This window comes from Pacificitalea manganoxidans (assembly GCF_002504165.1).
Lineage (GTDB): Bacteria > Pseudomonadota > Alphaproteobacteria > Rhodobacterales > Rhodobacteraceae > Pacificitalea > Pacificitalea manganoxidans.
In genome coordinates this window covers 1345917-1367652 of record NZ_CP021404.1, presented here as the reverse complement: position 1 = coordinate 1367652, position 21736 = coordinate 1345917, and the positions used below count along the sequence as shown (strand labels likewise).

The window sequence follows — 21736 nt, the reverse complement described above, 5'->3', positions numbered from 1 at the left end:
GGGAGCAGCTGGACGACGCGGGTTCCCGGCACGCGCCCGCCCCTGCGACCCGCCGCACCCCATAGGGGCACGGACGGGCCGTTCGGCTCACCCGGACCGGCTTAGCTGGCCGGGGCGAATTTCATCAGCTTGATCGCCGCGAAATCGGTCACATCCCCGCCCACGCGGCGGGTGGCGTAGAACAGCACATGCGGCTTGGCGGAAAACGGATCGCGCAGCACCCGCAGATCGGGCCGCTCCGCCACCGTGTAGCCCGCGCGGAAATCACCGAACGCGATGGCATAGGCATCGGCGGCAATGTCGGGCATGTCCTCCGCGATCAGCACCGCGTAGCCCAGCAGCCGCGCAGGCTCCCCGCTCGACAGCCCGTCGGACCACAGGAACCGGCCATCGGCGTCCTTCAGCTTGCGCACCGCGCCAGCGGTCTTGGAATTCATCACGAAACACGCATTCGCCCGGTAGGGCGCACCCAGCGCATAGACCAGATCGATCAGCGCATCGGCGCTGCCGAACGCCCCCGACACGCCCGACGGAACAAAGCCCAGATTGCCCCATTCCCACAGCTCGGTTTCGACCTTCGGATGGGCGAGGAAGCCCTTGGGCTTGTCGATCCCGTCGCCATTGACGAATGCCCCGGCCTCGGCGCGGGCGAACTTGTCCGCGATGCGCCCCGCCAGCCAGCCGTCAATGTCAAAGGCGCTGTCATCCAGCAGCCGCTGGCTGGCCTTCGGCATGGCCGACAATTCATGCAGCGGGATCGAAATCCGCTCGACCTGCCCGGTATCGGTCTCCACCGACGCGCCGCTTTCGCTCGCCCAGCCAGAGCCCATCTCGCCCCGGTCCACCAACACATCGAACGAGCCCGCCTCGACCGTCACCACCTGCGCCACCGCCCGGATCGAGGCGGTGGAGCTCAGCGCCGATTTTACCGTCTCGGCGGTCTGCGGATCGACCAGATAGCCCCCATCGGCGGCCACCGCGCTCGACAGGGCCTTGCCCTCCAGATCGATGCCGCGCAGGGCGTCATCGTCGCCGGAACGCAGATAGGTCTCGAAGGCCGACCGATGCGGCGCCTCGACATCGCTTGCGGTGGCCAGCGCCGGACGGCGCATGGCAAATTGAGATTTACGGTCCAGCATGGTCATTCGCTCTTCGGTTGCTTGAAGTTGGGTCGTCACGTCGTTCTGGAAGCCCTTCATTTCGCTCAGGAACCCCCGCAATGCGCGATGCAGGTCCGGCGCTGCCTCCGCCACGCCCCCCGCATCCTGCGCCGTTTCCCGCGCCGCAGATGTGGCCCGCGCGCAGATGTCCTGCTGCGCGGCCTTGCGCCCCGCCATCCGTTGGGCCGCTATCCCGTGGCTCGCCAAGTCCTGGCCCACCGAGTCCCGGCGCGCCATTCCACCCGGCACGCCCCTCGCCAAGGGGCTTGCCCGCCGCACCTGCGCCTGCGCCTTACGGCCCCCGGCCTCTTGCCTCATCCCGCTCATCTGCCCTCCTTTCGGCTGTCCCGCGCCCGCTGGCGCATCTCCGCGATCTCGGCCCGCGCGGCATCGAACGCCCGCGCCATGCCGTCCCGCTCCATCCCCATCGGCGTGGCGGTCCCATGCACGCCCTGCGCATCAGGCCCCGCGCTGCGCTTCTGCCCCGCGCCCGCGCCGCCCGCAGCGGCGGTGCCCGCCCCGACCCGCGCCTGCGGCAACATCGGGAACGTCACCAGCGACACTTCCCACAGGTCCACGACCTCCAGCACCCGCCGCCCCTGCGCGTCCCGGCTCGCGCGGCTGGTGCGGTAGCCGATCGACAGCCCGTCCAGCGCCCCCGCCGCGATCAGCGCCAGCGCCTCTCGCGCCTGCGCCACCTCCGGCAACAGCCGCCCCCGCACCCACAGCCCGCGCGCATCCTCGCGCAGCTCCTCCCACACACCCACGGGGCGCGTAGGATCGTGCTGCCACAGCATCTTGACCCGCCGTTCGGGCCGGGCCAGCGCGCCGGCAAACGCGCCGCGCCGCACCACGTCCCCGCCCTGATCCGCCGCCCCAAAGACCGAGGCATAGCCCGCGATCCAAGTGTCATCCTCGACCCGCAGCCCAGCCTCGGGGCGGTGGAACTTGCGCTCCAGCCCCCAGTCATCCGGCGCGCCCGCGCCCGCCGTCATGTCTCCGCTCATGCGCTGTTCTCCTCCGCCTCATCGCTGTCTGCATCTGCGCCGTGACGCGGCTCCGGGCGCGGCGGCAGGCCCAGCAACTGGCGCTTTTCGGAATCGCTCAGGAACTCGGCCTCCGAGACCCGCCGCCACTGCGCCTCCCGCTCCGCCGCCAATGCGGGCACCTGATCGGGATCGGGCGCGATCCGCACCGCATCGGCCCCCGTCACGTCGAACCCCGCCAGCCAATGCGCCAACTGCGCGGTGACCTTCTGCGCCAGCGGCAACACGGTCAGCCGGTAGAACGCCCGATGCGCTTCCTGATAATTGGCGTAGGTCGCCTCCCCCGGCACGCCCAGCAGCATCGGCGGCACGCCAAAGGCCGTGGCGATCTCGCGCGCGGCGGCTTCCTTGGTTTTCTGAAATTCCATGTCCGAGGGCGAAAACCCCATCGGGCGCCAATCCAGCCCGCCTTCCAGCAACATCGGACGCCCCGCATTATGCGCGCCGCTATGCGAGCGCTCCATCTCGCTGATCAGCCGGTCATATTGGTCGCTGCTCATCGAGCCCTGACCCTCCGGCCCCTTGTAGATGATCGCGCCCGAGGGCCGCGCGGCATTGTCCAGCAGCGCCTTCGACCAGCGCGACGCGGCATTGTGGACATCCATCGCCACCGCCGCCGCCTGCATCGGGCTCAGCCCGTAATGGTCGTCCTGCGGGTGGAAACTGCGAATATGGCACAGCGGCGCGGTCGCACCCGTCCGCATGTCGAACCGGTGCTTGCGCCCGCCCACCGCGTAATCATAGGCGACAGGCCAGCCATCGGTGCCGGGGATCAGGCTCATCCGGTCGGAGCGCAGCACATGCAACTCCACCGGCAGGCCATCGCCGCCCAGACCCGCCGCCTCCACATAGGCATTGCCCGTCAGCAAAAGCTGCCCGTAAAGCGCCTCCAGCAACTCCGCCCGCCCCTGCGCCGGATTGGGCCGCGCCAGCAGATCGATCACCGGGTGCTGCTCATACCGGCACGCGCTGTCCTGACAGACGAGGGGCAGCGCCGCCGCCGCCTCCGCGATCAGCTTCACCGCCCGGAACCCGACCGGATTGCCGCTGAACCCCGCCCGCGTCAGGCTGACAACGTCGCGGGATGACCAGACCGCTCGCCCGCCGCCCTGCCACGCCACGACCCGCCCGGTGGCCGAGGCCTTGCGCTCCGGCGGTATCCCGGCGTCCGCGCCGCTCCCGCCTCGCTTCAGAAATCCGAACCCCATCGCTACCCCTTCCCGCCAATAAAAAACCGCCGGTGCTGCACGCACGGCGGTCTATCCATCGTCTTGCCTGTCGGGGGGGCACGCACCCGCCCCCCTAACCCTGCGTGTCACAACGCGCGGTAATGCGGCTGCGCCTGCACCTCGCGCGGGCGGATCAGCAATTCATGCACCGCCCAGACCAGCGCATCGACCCGGTCCGGGCTGCCGCTGCCCTCATAGCCGCGCAGGGTCATGCGGCACATCTCGTCCTCCAGCGTATCGAACACACCCAGATGCCGCACCCGCCCCTGCTCATAAAGCGCGGCGACCGGCTCGGCCCGCGCCGCCTTGCCCCGCTGCGCCCGCACCGCGCGGTAGGGCACGCCCGGATCGACGGTCCGCAGCAGCGTCTCGATCAGATCGCCACCTTGGTTGACCTCCACCACCAACTGGCTGGCGCCGTGCCGCTCCGTCGCGGCGATGACCGCCCGCGCCCAGTCGATCGGCATCCGGCCCTGCACGCTGGCATCCTCCAGCACCACCGCGCGCCACTCATGCACCGGCCCCTGCATCTGCGCGCCGACGACGACGATCCCGCACGCGTCCGAGCCCGCCCGCGCCGTCACCGCAGGGTCGACGGCCACCACCACCCGGTCGAGCGGCGGCAACTCCTCCAGCCGCTGCGCCGCGATCCCGGCCCGGCTCCACAGCGCGCCCTCCGCATCCTCCAGCAACACCCCGTCCAGTTCCTGCCGCTCCAGCGCGGTGCCGCGATGCCGCCGCCGCACCTCCCGCAGGAAACTGTCGGCCAGATGCGCGCGGTTGGCCTCCGTCGGCGCGCTCGTCACCACCGTCGAGGGCGCGGCGAGGATCTGCTTCAGCACCCCCACATTGCGCGGCGTGGTCGTCACGCATTGCCGTGGATCATCGCCCAGCCGCAGCCCGAATTGCAGCATGTCCCATGCCGCCTCCGCCCGCTTCCACTTGGCCAGTTCATCGGCCCATGCGGCGTCGAATTGCGGGCCCCGCAGGCTTTCGGGATCATGGGCGGAATGCGCCTCCGCCACCGCGCCATTGGGCCATTCCAGCCGCCGCCGCCCGGCCTGCCATTCAGGCCGCCGGTCCGGGGGCGAACAGGCTAGGATGCCGCTCTCGCCGAAAATCATCACCTCCCGCACCTGATCAAACGTTTCGCCCAGCAGGCACATGCGGCGTGCCCGTCCGGGGCATTGCGGCGTCGGCCCCTCGACCATCGACCGCACCCATTCCGATCCGGCGCGGGTTTTCCCCGCCCCGCGCCCCCCCATGATGACCCAACTCATCCAGTCGCCGTCAGGCGGCAACTGATGCGGCAGGGCCCAGAACTCGAAGATCCACGGCAAGGCCAGAAGCGCCTCGTCAGTGAGCGCTTCCAGAAACCCGTCCTGCACCTCCGCTTCGGCGGAGACGAGCCAATCGGCGCCCAATTTCGGCGCGCGCATCGGCAAGGTCGAGCGCCGGGGTGCCGATGGCGGCACGGTGTTTTTCACGGCTGTCTTGGACAACGGATCTCTCCTGATGGGCCACCAAGGCGGCACGGCGGATCTCGGCCAGCGACGGCGCCAGCCTACGAGCGCGATCGCTCTCGCCCGCGTCGATTTCTGCAACCAGTTCGGTCAGTTGACGGCACATGCTGTTCAGCAGGATGTCGGCTGCCGCCAGCGGCCCGGTTTCGGGGCCATCCCCCGCAGACCAAAGCGCCATCGCCCCCGGCCACGGCTCGCCGGGCGCGTCGCCCTCCGGCACCGCCCCCGCCTCTGCGCGTCCGCCCCCCCGAGCCGGCCACGCCGCGTCACGCCCGCCGGGTCAGCCCGCGGGTCTTCATGCGTTGGTTTCATGCAAATTCGCCTCTCATGCGCCCCGCACGAGCAGAAACGAAAAAAGCGGCCCCGGTTCACACCGTGCCGCCTGCCCATTTCTTCCAGCTTGCCTAAGTTCTACATTAGGGCGTCCCGTTTGTCAAGGACTATCTCTCAGGTTGCGCACCCCCACCGCACGGTGGCCCCGGATTGGCCCGCAAAACGCGAAACGGCGGCCCGGTATCAGGCCGCCGTTTTGCAATGTCTCACCGCGTGTTTCCGCCCAATTGGGCCTTACTGATTGGCGCGCTCGGCTTCGATCTGGCGCCATTTCGCGACATTGGCGTTATGCTCGTCCAGCGTGCGGGAAAACGCGTGCCCGCCCGTGCCATCGGCCACGAAATAAAGGTAATCGCCCTCTGCCGGGTTCAGCGCGGCGGCAATCGCGTCGCGGCCCGGATTGGCAATCGGCGTCGGCGGCAGCCCGTCGATCTGGTAGGTGTTGAACTCCGTCGGACGGTCCAGCTCGGACCGGCGCAGACCCCGGCCCAGCGTGCCTTCGCCATTGGTGATGCCGTAGATCACCGTCGGGTCGGTCTGCAGGCGCATGCCTTGGTTCAGACGGTTGATGAACACCGAAGCCACCTCGGGGCGTTCCGCCGCGATGCCGGTTTCCTTCTCGACGATGGAGGCGAGAATCAGCGCCTCCTCCGGCGTGTCGATCGGCAGATCGGCTGCGCGTTCGGCCCACAGATCCGACAGGATCACGCCCTGACGGCGGGTCATCTCGGCCAGCAATTCACTGCGCTTGCTGTCGCGGGTGACCTCATAGCTGTCCGGCGCCAGCGTGCCCTCGGGCGGAACTTCCGCGATCTCGCCCGACAGGAAATCGGCCTTCCGCAACCCGTCGACGACATGCCAGCTGGTGACACCTTCGGCCAGCGTGACGCGGAACCGGACATCGGCCTCATCGCGCGCGTCCAGATATTCCTGCGGGATTTCCTCGGCGCCCGCCTCGAACTTCACGATTTCCTCGTAACGGTTCGTGGTGGGGTCCAGTTCGCGCACGATCGCCTCGGCGATGGTGATGCCGATGCGGTAGTTGATCTCGGTGCCGCAGGTCGACCGCCCGGCCTCGGTCACGATGGCGACGACACCGACCATGGGCGTGCCTTCGGGGATCAGGAACGAACCTGCCTTCAGCAGATGCGACCGGTCGTTATATTCCGCGCCCAGACGGAAAATCCGCGCGGAACTGATCGCGCCGCGCTCTTCCAGTTGATCGGCCACGCCACGGATATTGGCACCCTGCGGCACCTGAAAACAGATCGCTTCCTGCAACGGCCCTTGGGCCAGGAATTGCGATTTGCCCCAATGGACCGCGAACGCTCCGGCAAGGCCGAGGACGATCAGGATCGTCATCGCGTTAGAGGCAAGGGAACGCCACATCAGCTGGCCACCTTTCCGAGCACGAGCGAGGCGTTGGTGCCCCCGAAGCCAAAGCTGTTGGACAGCGCCACATCGATTTTCCGCTCGACCTTGGCATTCGGGGCCAGATCCAGCGCGGTCTCGATCGCGGGCGTGTCCAGATTGATCGTCGGCGGCGCGACCTGATCGCGGATCGCCAGCACGCAGAAAATCGCCTCAACCGCGCCCGCCGCGCCCAGCAGATGCCCGATGGACGACTTGGTCGACGACATCGTGGCCTCACCCGCCGCCGCGCCCAGCATCCGCTCCACCGCGCCCAACTCGATCACATCGGCCATGGTCGAGGTGCCATGCGCGTTGATGTAATCCACATCCGCAGGCTCCAGCCCCGCACGTTTCAGCGCCGCGCGCATAGACCGTTCGGCCCCGTCGCCATCCTCCGCCGGGGCGGTGATGTGGTAGGCATCGCCCGACATGCCGTAGCCCAGCACCTCGGCATAGATCTTGGCCCCGCGCGCCTTGGCGTGCTCGTAATCCTCCAGCACGACGACGCCCGCGCCTTCGCCCATGACGAACCCGTCGCGGTCCGCGTCATAGGGGCGGCTGGCGCGTTCTGGATCGTCGGGACGCTTGGTCGACAGTGCCTTACAGGCGTTGAAGCCCGCGATGCCGATCTCGCTGATCGGGCTTTCGGCACCGCCCGCGATCATCACATCCGCGTCGCCCCACTGGATCAGACGGGCGGCGTCGCCGATGGCATGCGCGCCGGTGGAACAGGCCGTCACGACCGCATGGTTCGGCCCCTTGAAGCCATAGCGGATGCCGACCTGACCGGAGATCAGGTTGATCAGCGCGCCGGGGATAAAGAACGGCGACACCCGGCGGGGGCCGCGCTCCTTCAGCAAAACGGCGGTGTCAGCGATGGAATTCAGACCCCCGATGCCCGAGCCGATCATGACGCCAGTGCGCGCGCGCGCGTCCTCGTCCTCCGGCATCCAGCCCGCATCCTTCACCGCCTGATCGGCGGCGGCCATGCCGTAAAGGATGAAATCATCGACCTTCCGCCGCTCCTTCGGCGACATCCAATCATCGGGATTGAACGTGCCGTCGCTGCCGTCGCCAAAGGGAATTTCACAGGCATAGGTGGTCGCCAGATGGCTGGCGTCGAAACGGGTGATCGGCCCCGCGCCGGATTGTCCGTTCAGAAGCCGTTCCCAAGACTGTTCGACACCGCATGCCAGCGGAGACACCATCCCAAGACCTGTGATTACCACGCGCCGCATATGCTCTAACCCCATGTGTATTCTTTGCGCTCTGATAGCGGTTTCGGCCCCGCCGCGCAATAATCCGAGACACCCCGCGACCCACCGCGCGGCAACACCCCGCCGGGCCGTGGGTCAGGCACGCAGCCCCGCCGAAAGGGTCGCGTGCCGCCTGCGCTGGTGCCGGGGTGGCGCAGGGTGTTGCGCAGGGGGTGGCACCGCGCGTTGCGGCGGGCTTGGAACCGGGAGCACCGCCGCCCGGCAGCCTGACCAGCGCGCCGTGCCCTTGGCTGCCCCGCATGCCGACGCGCCCGCCCGGACCGCTCCGGCGCATCCTGGCCACACCCCGCGCCATAACCCACCGCGCGATCTGGCGCGCACAACCCAGCCCCATGCCCGCCACGCACAGCAAAAGGGCGCCCAAACGGACGCCCCTTCACGAAAATACTATCACGCCGCTTGGGTCCGGGCAGTCTCTAAACAGAGGTCCGGCCAATGGCACCGGGCTCGAAAGCCCCGCGCGTGGTCGCTCAGACGGCTTCGGAGATGAACTTCACCGCGTCGCCGAAGGTCTGGATGGTCTCGGCTGCGTCGTCCGGGATCTCGATGCCGAACTCTTCTTCGAAGGCCATCACCAGCTCGACGGTGTCGAGGCTGTCAGCGCCCAGGTCATCGATGAAGGAGGCGTTCTCGGTCACCTTCTCTTCTTCGACGCTCAGATGCTCGACAACAATCTTTTTCACGCGATCTGCGATGTCGCTCATGTCAATTCCTCATTTCTGTTCGGGAACAGCGCCCGGTTCGGTTCGTGTCGTCCCTGCCCCACCGGGCCTTTCCCCGTTTCTCACGGGGGCAGCCTGAGCCGGGCCAGTGACTGGCCCCGGATCGAAACTGGGCCGCCCTATAGCACGTCTCATGCCGGACGCAAATGGTTTCGCAGCCGGGTGCACGGGTGCCGTAAGAGCCGCATGACGGATCGGAACGACCCCTTTCATGCAGCGCTATGACGGCGGCCCGCGCAGGCGCCCCGGCAGGCATGCCGGTGGGCGGCTCAGATCATCGCCATGCCGCCATTCACATGCAGCGTCGCCCCGGTGGTGTAGCCCGCCTCCGGGCTGGCAAGGTATAGCGCCGCTGCCGCGATCTCGCCCGCCTCGCCCATCCGGCCCGCAGGCACTTGGGTCAGGATCTTGGACTTCTGATCGTCGGTCAGTTTCTCGGTCATCGCAGTGGTGATGAAACCGGGCGCGATGCAGTTGACGGTGATGCCGCGCGACGCGACCTCATAGGCCAGCGATTTGGACATGCCGACCATCCCGGCTTTGGCTGCGGCATAGTTGCCCTGACCGGGATTGCCGGTCGCGCCCACCACGGACGAGATATTGACGATCCGCCCCCAGCGCGCCTTCATCATGCCGCGCAGCACGCCCCGGCACAGCCGCATGGTGGCGGTCAGGTTGACCTCCAGCACCTGCGCCCATTCCTCGTCCGACATACGCATGAACAGGTTGTCGCGGGTGATGCCCGCATTGTTCACGAGGATATCGACCGCGCCCATCGCCTCGGCGGCCTGTTTCGGCAGCGCGGTGACGGCCTCGGCATCGCCCAGATTGCAGGGCAGCACATACGCGCGTTCGCCCAGCTCGGCGGCCAGCGCCTCCAGCGGGGCCTCGCGGGTGCCGGACAGGCCGACGGTCGCGCCCGCGCCATGCAGGTGGCGCGCGATCTCGGCGCCGATCCCGCCCGAGGCGCCGGTGATCAGGGCGGATTTTCCGGTCAGGTCGAACATCAGGCGGTTCCTTCCAGCGATGTCTTGGCGGCGACCACCTCGGCCGCGGTGCCGATGGTGCGGCTCGCCAGTGTCTTGTCGATGCGGCGGATCATGCCCGACAGGGCCTTGCCCGCACCTATTTCCCATGTCTCGGTCACGCCGCTTGCGGCGAGCGTCATCACGCTTTCGCGCCACCGGACCGACCCGGTGACCTGCGCCACCAGCAGCGCCCGAATGCGCGCGGGGTCGGTTTCGGCCCCGGCGGTAACATTGGCGATGAGCGGCACGGCGGGGGCGCTGATGCGCACCTCGGCCAGCGCCTGCTCCATCGCGTCCGCCGCAGGCTGCATCAGCGCGCAATGGAACGGGGCGGACACCGGCAGCAGCACCGCCCGCTTTGCCCCGCGCGCCTTGGCGATCTCCACCGCGCGTTCCACGGCGGCCTTATGGCCCGACACCACGACCTGACCTGGGTCATTGTCGTTGGCGGCCTGACAGACCTCGCCCTGCGCGGCTTCATGCGCGACCTCTGCGGCGGTCGCGAAATCGAGCCCCAGCAGAGCCGCCATTGCGCCCTCGCCCACCGGCACGGCCTGTTGCATGGCGCGGCCCCGGATGCGCAGCAGACGCGCGGTATCCGCCAGCCCCAGCGCGCCCGCGGCGCAGAGCGCGGAATACTCGCCCAGCGAATGCCCGGCGACGAACCCCGCCGCGTCGCGCAGGACCACGCCTTCGGCCTCCAGCGCGGCAATCGCGGCCATCGAGGTCGCCATCAGCGCGGGCTGCGCATTTTCGGTGAGGGTCAGCGCCTCGGCCTCGCCCTCCCAGATCAGGCCGGACAGATCGGCGCCCAGCGCCTCGTCGACCTCTTGGAACACCGCACGCGCGGCGGGATAGCTTTCGGCCAGATCGCGGCCCATGCCAATGGATTGGGCCCCTTGGCCGGGAAAGATGAATGCGCGGCTCATGCGTCCTCCTGTCTCGTTGCGGGCGGGTCTATCGCGCCTGCCCGCGCGAAACAAGAACGCCGCGTTTTCCGATCGTCACCGCCGCCGCCAAGCCTACCCCACCGCGCCAGCGCCGATTAACGCACCCCGGCGCCACGCCCGACGCCCTCGCACAGATCATGTGCAGCAGCGCGGACTTCCCCCGCCCTGCCCGCGCCGCTAGATCCCCCCGGGACCAAGGCGCCCTGACGGCGCCGCCCCCACACGATCCGCGACACGCCCGAGGACCTCATGCCCCTGACCAATTCCGCCACCCGCTACGGCGCAGGCGCGCGCCTGTTTCACTGGCTCACCGCCGCGCTGATCCTGACCTTGATCCCGCTGGGCCTGATCGCGGAGCGTTGGAGCGCCGAAACCTCCGACGCGCTCGCGATCAAGGCCACGTTGTTTTCGCTGCATAAAACCCTTGGGCTGACGCTGTTCGCCGTCGCCGTGGCGCGCATCCTGTGGGCGCTGAGCCAGCCGCGCCCCGCGCCGCTGCACCCGGAGCGGCGGGCGGAAACCGCGCTGGCGGATCTGGTGCACTGGCTGCTTTACGGGGCCATCGTTCTGATGCCGCTCAGCGGCTGGATCAGCCATGCCGCGACGACCGGTTTTGCGCCGATCTGGTGGCCGTTCGGGCAATCGCTGCCCTTCGTGCCGAAGTCGCCTGCGCTGGCGCATGGCTTTGCCACCCTGCATTGGCTGTTTGGCTGGGTGCTGATCGGCACGCTGGCGCTGCATATCGCGGGGGCGCTGAAACATGCGCTGATCGACCGGGACGCCACGCTTCCCCGGATGCTGCGCGGGACCGAAGCCGCCCCCACGACGCCCGCCGCCACGACGCCCACCCGCCACAGCCGCCGCCCGGCGCTGGCCGCGCTGCTGCTCTGGGCCGTGGCCCTTGGCGGCGGGCCGTTGCTGGCCACCACAGGCGGCAGCCGGGCCACCTCGGACACCGGCAGCACCGCCCCGCTGGACCAAGTCGCGTCGGACTGGCAGGTCATGGATGGCACCTTGTCGATCACGGTGGCGCAATTTGGCAGCGCCGTTACCGGCAGTTTCGCCGACTGGACCGCCGCAATCACATTCGCCGAAGAGCCGGTCGCAGGCAAAAACGGCGCAGTAGATGTGACCATCGCAATCAGTTCGCTCACGCTTGGCTCCGTCAGCGATCAGGCGATGGGCGCGGAATATTTCGACGCGGGCGCATTCCCCACCGCCCGGTTCACCGCGCCGATCCGGCCCGATGAGGCGGGCGGCTATGTGGCCGACGGGACGCTGACGCTGAAAGGCGTGGACATGCCGGTCACCCTGCCCTTTGCCCTGACGCTGGAGGGCGACCGCGCGCAGATGGTGGGGCAAACCACGCTCGACCGGCGCAATTTCGGCATCGGAGACAGCCAGACCAACCCGGACCAACTGGGGTTCGAGGTGGTGGTGGATGTGACCCTGACCGCGCAGCGTGGCGCAGATGCGGGCGCAGATGCGGGCACATCCGAGCCGGGCGACGGCAGCTAAGGCCCCCGCCTCGCCCATAAAAAAGGCCGCCCCGAAGGGCGGCCTTCCGCATGCCTCGCGACATGCTCAACTCACACGCGCGATCAGTTCGCGACCTGCGCGCGGTTTTCCAGCTGCAGGTTCACAGCAGCGGCCAGTTCGTCGCCGCTCATGCCGATGGACAGGCCACCGTCGGTCGCGGAGAAGGCCGATGCGGGCATGGCGATCACTTCGACATCGCTGGAAATCGAGGCTTCCATTTCGCTGTCGAGGTCGATCAGGACCGTGCCTGCCTCGCGGTTGAACTCGGACACCGTGCCGATGGTCTCGCCCGCGCTGGACATGACCACGCTTTCGGCGGTCAGCGCCGCTTCGACTTCGGCGGCCACGTCGCTGGCAGCCGACAGGCCTTCGGCGGTGACGTTCACAGCCGCTTCGCCGGTGGCGTCAAGCGCGGCATTCGCGGTCTGACCCACGGTGTTGGCGGTGCTGGTCACTGCGTCGGAGGCCGTGTTCACGGTGCTGTCGATGGTGTCACCCACGCCAGACGCGGACCCGGAGGCGGAGACGTTGGCATCGGCCCCGGCGGATACGCTTCCGGCGGAGCTGGCGACATTGCCACCCGCGCTGACGCCGGTGTCGGTGGACACCGACTGCGCCGAAGCCATGCCGGCCATGAGTGCGATTGCGGTGGTGGTCGTCAGGATGCGCTTGGTCATCATGATGTTTCTCCTCAGTGTTGTGACGACCCCGTCTGTGCGGGGCCTCTGGCAGCACAATGCGACCCGGCCTGCCCCCGTTCCATGCAGATCCCGGCGCAGATCGCACGCGGCGGAATCCGGCATCATGCCGCGCAGAAGGCAGCGCATTTCCGCTGGTGCACGAACGGAATTGACGCATCCGTGATTTGCGTGAGGGTGCCTGCTGACGCGCCCGTGATTAGTCAGCGCCGCAGTGCCATTCTGAGCTTAGTTTCAAGGCCATGCCGCGCGCTCTGCGCGAGTTTTCCGTGACCGGAACGTTGCATCGGATTGGGGCGAGGCCGTGCGCCCATTATGCCGCCTGCGCGCGGGTGACCTGTTCCAGCGCGGTGCGCAGCACATCGATCCCGGCCTGCGGGCGGTGGCCCTGCTCCGACAGAACGCGCCGCCAGCCGCGCGCACCCGGACGCCCGGCAAACAGGCCCAGCATATGCCGCGTTACCTGCGCCAGCTTACCGCCCTGCTCGATATGCCGGGCAATATACGGCTCCATCGCGTGGACGGCGTCTTCCGGCGTGGTCAGCGGATCGGTCGTGCCGAAAACGCGGCTGTCGGCCCGGCCCAGCACCGTCCACGGATCATGATAGGCCGCGCGCCCGATCATCACCCCGTCCATCGCGGGCAAATCGCCCTCCGGCCCGAGAAAGCCCAGCGCGGCGTCCAGATCAGCGATCCCGCCGTTGATCGACAGATGCAGCGCCGGGAACGCCGCCTTCATCGCCCGCACCAGCGGATAATCGAGCGGCGGAATATCGCGGTTTTCCTTGGGCGACAGGCCCTGCAACCACGCCTTGCGCGCGTGGATCGTGACCCAGGACACCCCGGCAGCGGCGATCCGGGTCAGGAAGTCGGGCAGCACATCCTCCGCCACCTGCTCATCGACCCCGATGCGACATTTGACCGTCACCGGCACCGAAACGGCGGCGATCATCGCCGCACAGCACTCGGCCACCAGATCCGGCTGGCGCATCAGACAGGCCCCGAACGTGCCCGACTGCACCCGGTCCGACGGACAGCCGACATTCAGGTTCACCTCCGCATAGCCATGATCCACAGCCATCCGCGCCGCCTGCGCCAACTCCGCCGGGTCCGACCCGCCAAGCTGCAGCGCCAAAGGATGCTCGCCCGCGTCATGCGCCAGCAAATGCACCGCCCCGCCCCGCACCAATGCCGGTGCTGTCACCATTTCGGTATAAAGCAACGCCTCCCGCGACAGCAGCCGGTGGAAGCTACGGCAATGCCGGTCGGTCCAGTCCATCATGGGTGCAACGGACAGGCGCGCGGCCGTTGAAATCTCTAATTTTTTATTCTTTTCTGCCACTTACAGGCACCTACAGCTCGTCTCGTTTTCCGCTCATTATGGACCATATTCGTCGATTTTGACACTGGATTTGGTCCCGTGGACCAAATACATTTCCGTGGACCAAATGGGGAGACCGTCATGGGCTCGATCACCACACGCAAACGCAAGGATGGAAGTCACAGTTACAGGGCACGTGTACGAGTGATGCGCGAGGGAACCGTCTATCACGAGACAAAGACTTTCGACAGACGCCAGCTGCGACCACCTGGATAAAGCAGCGCGAGAAAGAGCTTGCAAAGCCTGGTGCCTTGGAGGAGCTGAACGTATCTGACCCTCCGCTATCCAAAGCGATCGAGCGCTACACCGAAGAAACGGTGAAGGACATCGGTCGCACAAAGGCCCAGGTCCTCAGGACCATCGCCACCTACCCGATCGCCGATGTGCCCTGTTCCACCATCAAGTCGAAGGATATCATCGAGTTCCTTCAGTCTCTGCCCGGACAACCGCAAACCGTCGGGAACTACGCCAGCCATCTCGCCTCCATATTCGCCATAGCACGGCCGATGTGGGACTTTCGGCTGGATGATCGGGAGATGAGAGACGCGATCACCGTCGCGCGCCGTATGGGGATCATCTCGCGTTCCGCGCAGCGGAACCGCAGGCCCACCCTCGATGAACTCGACCGGCTGCTGGCTCACTTCATTGATCGGCGCCAGAGAACGCCTCAGGCCATGCCCATGCACAAGGTGATCGTGTTCGCTCTCTTCTCGACGCGCCGACAGGCAGAGATCACCCGACTCACCTGGGATGATTTCCAGAAGGAACACAAATGCGTTCTGGTCCGTGACATGAAGCATCCCGGCGAGAAGCTCGGAAACGATACCTGGGTCGATCTGCCCGAGGAAGCCATTCGGATCATCGACAGCATGCGCAAGAGCAAGACCGAGATCTTCCCCTACTCACCGGACACAATCACGGCCAACTTCACCCGCGCTTGCAAGCTGCTCGGGATCGAGGATCTGCACTTCCACGATCTGCGCCACGAAGGCATTTCTCGGCTGTTCGAGATGGGTTGGAACATCCCCCATGTCGCGGCCGTCAGCGGACACAGGTCTTGGGTTAGCCTGAAACGCTATACGCACATCCGGGAAACAGGCGACAAATATGCAAACTGGCCCGGAATGCTGCTCGCAATAGACAACACGTGATGCGCCAGTACGTCAATATCATCGAAAGGACCCGCGCATCACCCTAAGTTCTGCCAAGTACAGACATCAACTTTCATTTTCGATGAATGCCGAGATAGAGGCAAGTTAACGATATGCCGTCCATCCTATTGGCACCCTATTCATCCTTGAACTTTCGCTGGTAGCGCTCCTCGGGCGAAACCCACTGCTCGATGAATGATAGCGGATCGAGATCGCCCAGCATCGAACGCGCCAAACGCAGCCGGGACTCCAGATGCACGCGCCGCTCTCCGTCCACCATCTGCATACGCTTTTCGGCCTCCACGAAGAACATCTCGACGGAGAGCGCCTTGGTCCAATCCGCCATGATATCCGAAAGCTGTTGAAGGCTCTCGGAGCGGGCCTTCGCCTCACTGCGCTTATCCTCTTCCCTCCGCCAGCGCTCCCATTGAAGCTCCTGTTCCCTTTTCTTCCGGGCAGCCTCGTCATCGGCCGCGTCCATGAGAGCCTTCAATTCTTGGACCGAGCCTTCAAGCTTGCGGATCACTTCGCCGAACTCCCGATTGAACGAGCGCTTACTGGTCTCCTGCCATGTAAGCTGCCACTCTACTCCGGGGTGCGGAGAATAGGCGACCAAGCGAAAGCGTCCGCAAGGCAGGTCCTGTTCTGTCGTCCAACTGTGTGTGACCTGCCCCCTGTTGGTCCCTCGTTCATAATGAGAGTCTGCAGGTTGGATTTGGGTATTCTGGTTCCCCGCCTGGCGCAAGCGCGCCGGGCGCGGAGCCCTCAAATTGCGCAAGTGCGCGGCGCGCTTGCTGTGGCGTCTGGTTGCCCAAGGATGAGTGTGGCCTGACCGTGTTATAGTCGTAGCGCCACAGGGCCAGCTTGCGCCGCGCATCATTCAGGCTGTCGAATATCTCCTCGTTCAGCAGCTCGTCCCTGAGGCTGCCGTTGAAGCTCTCGATGAAGGCATGCTGCTGCGGTTTGCCCGGATCGATGTAGTGCCACGGCACGGTGGTCTCGTCGGCCCATTTCAGGATGGCCCGACTGGTGAACTCCGTCCCATTGTCACTGACAATGCAGCCGGGCTTGCCGTAAAGCCGGATCAGGGCACTGAGTTCCCGGGCGACCCTTGCGCCGGACAGGCTGGTGTCAGCGACAAGACACAGGCATTCCCGAGTGCAGTCATCTATCACCGCTAGGATCCGGAACTTCCGCGAGGCGCCGAAGCTGTCGGATACGAAGTCCAGCGACCAACGAGCATTAGGATACGCCGCAACTGGCATCGGCACTCTGGTGCCACGCGCCCGTTTCCGGCTTCGCCGTCGCTTCACGGACAAACCCTCTTCCCGGTAGATCCGGTAAAGCTTCTTGTGGTTCATGGTCATGCCCTTGCGCTCCAGCAGCACGCCGATCCGGCGGTAGCCGAACCTGCGCCTTTTGGCGGCGATCTCCTGCATCTCCTTGCGGATCTCGGCACAGTCCGGCGGGCGTTCACGCCGCACTGTCTTTGGATCGACACCAACCAGCTTGCAGGCTCTGCGCTGCGAGATGTCATGATGCCGCATCACCCGGAGCGCCGCATCTCGCCGCTTGATCAATGTCGTCAGTTCTTTCCCAGCAGGTCTTTCAGGACAACGTTGTCGAGCATGGTGTCGGCCAACTGGCGTTTGAGTTTGGCATTCTCGTCTTCGAGGGCCTTCAGCCTTGCCGCCTCGGACACTTCCATCCCCCCATATTTGGACTTGAGCTTGTAGAACGTCGCTGTGCTCAGCCCGTGCCTGCGGCATACCTCCGCTGTCGGCATCCCTGCTTCCTGTTCCTTGATCATCCCGATGATCTGGTACGGGGCTTACGCGGCCCCACTGGGGCCACGGTCCCCTTAACCGGTGAAACGGCTCTTTCTCATGTGTCTGCTCCTTCAGAGTTGGCGCAGACTCTACATTAAGGTGAGGGATTTCGCGGGGGGCAGGTCACGAGGTATCCCGCAAGTTGTTGCTGACCAGCGAGCGTTGGTCAACTTCAGTGCCGAGCAGTTCCTTCGTCATTTGAAAGAAAATAGTTCTCTAACACCAAGCATGCAGACAATCTTGCAGCTCCTTTCAAGCTTCAGCCCTCTGCCGCTTCAGGTCATTGTGGACTACTGCGCGAGAACGCCACTGGATGCCAGTGATGACCTGAACTTCTTGCTTGACCTCGCATTTATTTTGCCTGCCGGGATGCATTATCGAATCTCGGAGCCCATTCGTGATGCAGCGTACAGAGCTTTCGGCAGACTGAAGGTCGATAGCAAGAAAGTGAGTAAGCTTCTCGAAGCATACCTAGAAAATGAACCTGACGATGACTCGCGCCTAGATCTTGGACAGACGATTTTCCGTGCCAGCCTCTTTGCGGGAAGTCAGACTAAATCTCGTTTTGCAGTTGGATTTGCTGCTGACCTTATTGATGTCGCAGCGAGGAGCTATCACGATCAGGACTACGGCCTCGCTATCACGTATGGCTCTTCCGCTCTGAGCGCACGCCCCGACAACGTCGACGTGCGGCGCTATGTTGCACAGGCTCTCATTCGCAAGGAGAAATACGATGAAGCAGAGGAGCATATTAGCGCGCTACTTGGCCTCGGCGAGCTCAAGGAGGCTTACTATGTGCGGGGCTTCGCCGCACGGCGAAAGCGCAATTATCTAGAAGCTGTTGATGCTTACAACAAGAGTCTTGCAAACGGTCGTCGAGGTGTGGCCATTCACCGGGAACTGGCAAGCTGCTTCTTTGAACTAGGCAATCTGCCAGCTGCCGAAGAGCATATTCTGCAGGCCGAGCAGCAATCGCCGCACAATCGATATGTGGTAGATCTAAGATGCACGATTGCACTTCGGCTCGGCGATCTCCCCAATGCTGAACGCGCCCTTGAGGTGCTAGAGCGTGTCGACTCAAGCGGATTTGCCGAGCATCGCCGTTCGACCTTTGAACAAGCTAGCGGAAACGCAGATAAGGCAATACGCAATGCTCGCCTTGCTGACCAAAAGATAACGCACCCGCCGTTTGAAGTTCTCGCCAATCTGGCGAACTGTGAGATTGAAGCAGGTGGAAGTGAAAGTGCCTTGGCAACGTTAGGCCGCATTCGGAATCGATTTGGCGGTACTAATCACGACGTTCAGGTCGGGCTGCGGTGCAAATACGAAATTCGATTTGGTGACGTCGAAGCGGCTGAAGGGCTCTGGAATCGACTCAGTGACAAAAGTACACCCGTTCATCGAGGTCTTCGCTTGTCGATGTTAAACCGCAAATACTCGCAGAACGGTCTGACGAGTGAGGAAAAAGTTGAGCGAAATAATTTGATTAATTTTCAATCGACTGAAGAGTTGGATCGTAGCTTGCGATTAATTTGCTCCATGATGTCACAGTCTGAATAGTTAATTGAGCACCAGTGGATATTAACGGACAATTTTGGGCAGAGATCAACCGCACTATGATCGCTATATTTTGTGCTGCTCCGGGGCTCATTTCTAGAGTTCGAACCCGAGTAGATTCAAATGGGTCGATACATGCCTCCCTCGCGTTTTGACGCATAGCTCGCCGAACGGCGGCTTCGGAGAGCGTTACAATGCAGCAACCTAGAAGGCCAAAGGACGGCTAATGGGATCGCTGCCATCCTGGCCAGGTATTTTCTGCGGAGCGAGACGAGCGGCAGCTTTCGGGAATACGGCCACGCAGCATTGGCTGAGCTCGACCGTCCGCAATGGACTGATCAGGTCGATCATGAAGATCGCTCCTACAGTCCCAACCCTTGCGGCTGAGGCCGGTGGCACCTCTTTCAGCTACCTGGTCGGCCATCCACATCCTCCGACACCTCCTGCCGCAGTTTCGGCCCCTGCGCGAGGCGCCGACCGAGAGCCGAGATGAACGCCTCATAGCGCTCCCCAGCCTTTGCCCTTGCAGCCTTGGCTGCGGGTTCGGGCAGAGCCGGTGTCGTCGCAAGCCAGAAACGGATAAACACAGCCAGGCTTTCGACGGAGATCCCGACATCGCGCTCTAGCCGGGTGATCCGCCTGTCGATCGGATCAAGGCGCCGGGCCAGAACCGCCTCGCGGCGCTCTGCGTCATCCGGCGAGAGGAAGGATGCGATCGCAGCCTCGGCCACCATCGACTGGGATTTGTCGCGCCGGGCCGCGAAGTCTGCTAGCATCTGCACGACCTCAGGATCGAGCTAGACCGAGATCTTCGTCTTCTTGCGGCTCAAGGTCATGATCAAAGCTCCATGCCGTCATCGGGATTGAGGGAGACCTGACGCGCGACACCTCGCATCTGCTGCATGATGCGCCGATTGCGGATGGCGCCATCCTCCTCATCCTCAGTTGGTTCGAATTCAAACTCGTTCTCGAGAGGCGTCTGCCTGTCGACCGGCTGAGGCTGCGCCAGCTCCGGCTGCAGACGGCGCTCCGACGCTGTCGGGTCCTCATCCTCCGGTCCCGTCTCGGATACTGGCTCGAGCTCGTCCTCCTGGGTTGGGACTGCCAGGCTGCTCCAGTCATCTTTCCCCGAAGCGTCCACATCCACCAAACCGGGTGGCGGCAAGACCCGCTTGATGAACCGCACATCTTCATAATACCGTGCTTTCGTCGCCCGGATCGGCGGCGTGCCGGCCACCATGACGATCTCATCGGTTGGCGGCAGCTGCATGATTTCTCCGGGCGTGAGCAAGGCCCGCGCAGTTTCCGACCGGGACACCATGAGATGGCTGAGCCAGGGCGCCAGACGGTGGCCGGCATAGTTCTTCATCGCCTTCATCTCGGTGGCCGTGCCGAGAGCGTCGGACACCCGCTTGGCCGTGCGCTCATCATTGGTCGCGAAGCTCACCCGGACGTGGCAATTGTCGAGAATCGAGTTGTTGGGGCCGTAGGCCTTCTCGATCTGGTTCAGCGACTGGGCGATGAGGAAGCTCTTCAGCCCGTAACCCGCCATGAAGGCCAGCGCGCTCTCGAAGAAATCCAACCGGCCGAGCGCCGGGAACTCATCGAGCATCAAAAGCAGCCGATGCCGATCATCCTTGCCCTGCAGGTCTTCGGTCAGGCGTCGGCCGATTTGGTTGAGGATCAGACGAATGAGCGGCTTGGTGCGATTGATGTCAGATGGCGGCACCACGAGATACAGCGTGACGAGGCGCACTCCCCCGACAATGTCACCGATCCGCCAGTCGCAGCGGCGCGTAACCTGCGCGACCACGGGGTCGCGATAGAGTCCAAGGAAAGACATCGCCGTCGACAGCACGCCGGAACGTTCATTCTCGGACTTGTTGAGCAACTCGCGGGCGGCACTGGCGACCACGGGATGTGGCCCCGCCTCGCCCAGGTGCGTCGTCCGCATCATGGCGCGGAGTGTGGACTCCACGGGGCGCCGCGGGTCGGACAGGAAGTTGGCGACGCCGGCCAGCGTCTTGTCCTTCTCGGCATAGAGGACGTGCAGGATCGCCCCGACGAGCAGACTGTGGCTGGTCTTCTCCCAGTGGTTCCGCCGCTCCAGGCTCCCCTCGGGATCGACAAGGATGTCGGCGATATTCTGGACATCGCGAACCTCCCACTCCCCACGGCGAACTTCGAGCAGGGGGTTGTAGGCCGAAGAGTTCGGATTGGTGGGATCGAAGAGCAGGACCCGACCGTGCCGGGCCCGGAACCCTGCGGTCAACTGCCAGTTCTCGCCCTTGATATCATGAACGATGGCCGAGCCGGGCCAGGTAAGAAGCGAGGGTACGACGAGCCCTACCCCCTTGCCGGATCGTGTCGGCGCGAAGCAGAGCACATGCTCCGGCCCATCGTGGCGCAGATATTTCCGGTCATAGCGACCGAGGACAACACCATCCGGGTCAAGCAGTCCGGCCGCCTTCACCTCGCCCTTCTCGGCCCATCGGGCAGAGCCGTAGGTCGCGACGTTACGGGCCTCGCGGGCGCGCCAGACCGACATGGCGATAGCCACCCCGATCGCGACCGCACTGGCCGCGTTCGAGATGGGAAAGGAGGAGATTTGCGGCGGCCAGGATCGCGGGTGCGGCGCCGAGCGGCGTGACCGGATCGGTCACGGGAGACGAGATGTTCATGTCGGAGATCCTCAGAGAGCGGGAGGGACAAGCCCGGACGGCGCTCTCTCTCGACCACCCGGACTCAACCCGTCCCGGCCCCTCTCTGACTCGGCACCTTCGGCACCTCATGCCCCATCACCTCGCAGACCCGAGGGCGACAGCGCTCCACCATCAACTTTCGCAAGGCCTCATTGATTGTAAGCGGTATTCATGAGATATACCGACTTGAGATCAATC

The 21736-nt window shown here is 65.0% G+C and carries 20 protein-coding genes; 3 read left to right on the top strand and 17 right to left on the bottom strand.

Annotated features, from left to right (window positions below; translation table 11 throughout):
• Positions 1–101 precede the first annotated feature (101 nt).
• The 9 genes from CBW24_RS06245 to fabD all read right to left on the bottom strand — a co-directional run bounded on the left by CBW24_RS06245 (position 102) and on the right by fabD (position 10660).
• Complete coding sequence (locus CBW24_RS06245; protein WP_232530204.1) at positions 102–1487, bottom strand: phage major capsid protein; 1386 nt, start codon at positions 1485–1487, stop codon at positions 102–104.
• Positions 1484–2155: an HK97 family phage prohead protease gene (locus tag CBW24_RS06240; RefSeq protein WP_097374145.1), complete on the bottom strand. Its 672-nt coding sequence runs from the start codon at positions 2153–2155 to the stop codon at positions 1484–1486. Before CBW24_RS06240 ends, CBW24_RS06245 begins: the two co-directional genes overlap by 4 nt.
• Positions 2156–2163: 8 nt before the next feature.
• Positions 2164–3414, bottom strand: coding sequence for a phage portal protein (locus CBW24_RS06235; RefSeq protein WP_097373020.1), 1251 nt, complete (start codon positions 3412–3414; stop codon positions 2164–2166).
• Between the two features lie 107 nt (positions 3415–3521).
• A complete protein-coding gene (locus tag CBW24_RS06230; RefSeq protein ID WP_097374144.1) occupies positions 3522–4874 on the bottom strand; it encodes a DNA-packaging protein in 1353 nt (450 codons plus the stop codon).
• Positions 4875–5525: 651 nt separating this feature from the next.
• Complete coding sequence (gene mltG / locus CBW24_RS06225; protein WP_088662000.1) at positions 5526–6680, bottom strand: endolytic transglycosylase MltG; 1155 nt, start codon at positions 6678–6680, stop codon at positions 5526–5528.
• The gene (gene fabF, locus CBW24_RS06220; RefSeq protein ID WP_088662001.1) at positions 6680–7942 is read right to left on the bottom strand and encodes a beta-ketoacyl-ACP synthase II; all 1263 of its coding nucleotides are present in this window, start codon (positions 7940–7942) and stop codon (positions 6680–6682) included. The genes mltG and fabF overlap by 1 nt, the downstream gene beginning before the upstream one ends.
• Before the next feature lie 509 nt (positions 7943–8451).
• A complete protein-coding gene (locus CBW24_RS06215) occupies positions 8452–8685 on the bottom strand; it encodes an acyl carrier protein (RefSeq protein WP_088662002.1) in 234 nt (77 codons plus the stop codon).
• A 287-nt stretch (positions 8686–8972) separates the two neighbouring features.
• On the bottom strand, positions 8973–9710 hold the full coding sequence (fabG, locus tag CBW24_RS06210) for a 3-oxoacyl-[acyl-carrier-protein] reductase (RefSeq protein WP_097373019.1): 738 nt from the start codon (positions 9708–9710) through the stop codon (positions 8973–8975).
• A complete protein-coding gene (fabD, locus tag CBW24_RS06205) occupies positions 9710–10660 on the bottom strand; it encodes an ACP S-malonyltransferase (protein WP_097373018.1) in 951 nt (316 codons plus the stop codon). The genes fabG and fabD overlap by 1 nt, the downstream gene beginning before the upstream one ends.
• A 270-nt stretch (positions 10661–10930) precedes the next feature.
• On the opposite strand from fabD, the gene CBW24_RS06200 reads away from it, so the two are divergent.
• Positions 10931–12199 (top strand): bifunctional cytochrome b/YceI family protein, encoded by a 1269-nt coding sequence (locus CBW24_RS06200; protein ID WP_097373017.1) that lies wholly within the window; start codon positions 10931–10933, stop codon positions 12197–12199.
• Between the two features lie 83 nt (positions 12200–12282).
• Here CBW24_RS06200 and CBW24_RS06195 read toward each other — a convergent pair whose 3' ends face one another.
• Positions 12283–12900 carry a hypothetical protein gene (locus tag CBW24_RS06195; RefSeq protein WP_088662006.1) on the bottom strand — a complete coding sequence of 206 codons (618 nt, stop codon included), beginning with the start codon at positions 12898–12900 and terminating at the stop codon, positions 12283–12285.
• Between the two features lie 331 nt (positions 12901–13231).
• Positions 13232–14260, bottom strand: a complete 1029-nt coding sequence (dusA, locus tag CBW24_RS06190; protein WP_097373016.1) for a tRNA dihydrouridine(20/20a) synthase DusA — start codon at positions 14258–14260, stop codon at positions 13232–13234.
• Between the two features lie 290 nt (positions 14261–14550).
• Here dusA and CBW24_RS06185 point away from each other — a divergent pair, with 290 nt between their 5' ends.
• The gene (locus CBW24_RS06185) at positions 14551–15450 is read left to right on the top strand and encodes a site-specific integrase (RefSeq protein WP_232530200.1); all 900 of its coding nucleotides are present in this window, start codon (positions 14551–14553) and stop codon (positions 15448–15450) included.
• Between the two features lie 136 nt (positions 15451–15586).
• On the opposite strand, the gene CBW24_RS06180 is transcribed toward CBW24_RS06185, so the two are convergent.
• Positions 15587–16066 (bottom strand): hypothetical protein, encoded by a 480-nt coding sequence (locus CBW24_RS06180; RefSeq protein ID WP_097373015.1) that lies wholly within the window; start codon positions 16064–16066, stop codon positions 15587–15589.
• A 73-nt stretch (positions 16067–16139) separates the two neighbouring features.
• Positions 16140–17260 (bottom strand): IS3 family transposase gene (locus CBW24_RS06175; RefSeq protein ID WP_232530191.1). Its coding sequence is split into 2 segments (ribosomal slippage): positions 16140–17050 and positions 17050–17260, totalling 1122 coding nucleotides; the frame shifts between segments, so codons are not numbered across the junction.
• Positions 17261–17441: 181 nt separating this feature from the next.
• On the opposite strand from CBW24_RS06175, the gene CBW24_RS06170 reads away from it, so the two are divergent.
• Complete coding sequence (locus CBW24_RS06170; protein ID WP_232530189.1) at positions 17442–18839, top strand: tetratricopeptide repeat protein; 1398 nt, start codon at positions 17442–17444, stop codon at positions 18837–18839.
• A 201-nt stretch (positions 18840–19040) separates the two neighbouring features.
• Here CBW24_RS06170 and CBW24_RS18315 read toward each other — a convergent pair whose 3' ends face one another.
• The 4 genes from CBW24_RS18315 to CBW24_RS18310 all read right to left on the bottom strand — a co-directional run bounded on the left by CBW24_RS18315 (position 19041) and on the right by CBW24_RS18310 (position 21517).
• Positions 19041–19187 carry a hypothetical protein gene (locus CBW24_RS18315; RefSeq protein WP_157773088.1) on the bottom strand — a complete coding sequence of 49 codons (147 nt, stop codon included), beginning with the start codon at positions 19185–19187 and terminating at the stop codon, positions 19041–19043.
• 53 nt (positions 19188–19240) lie between these two features.
• Entirely contained in the window at positions 19241–19612 is a 372-nt protein-coding gene (locus CBW24_RS06165) for a CopG family transcriptional regulator (RefSeq protein WP_232530187.1), read from the bottom strand.
• A gap of 62 nt (positions 19613–19674) precedes the next feature.
• The gene (locus tag CBW24_RS06160) at positions 19675–21384 is read right to left on the bottom strand and encodes a conjugal transfer protein TraG (protein WP_374708990.1); all 1710 of its coding nucleotides are present in this window, start codon (positions 21382–21384) and stop codon (positions 19675–19677) included.
• On the bottom strand, positions 21353–21517 hold the full coding sequence (locus CBW24_RS18310) for a hypothetical protein (RefSeq protein WP_157773086.1): 165 nt from the start codon (positions 21515–21517) through the stop codon (positions 21353–21355). Before CBW24_RS18310 ends, CBW24_RS06160 begins: the two co-directional genes overlap by 32 nt.
• Positions 21518–21736: the final 219 nt, after the last annotated feature.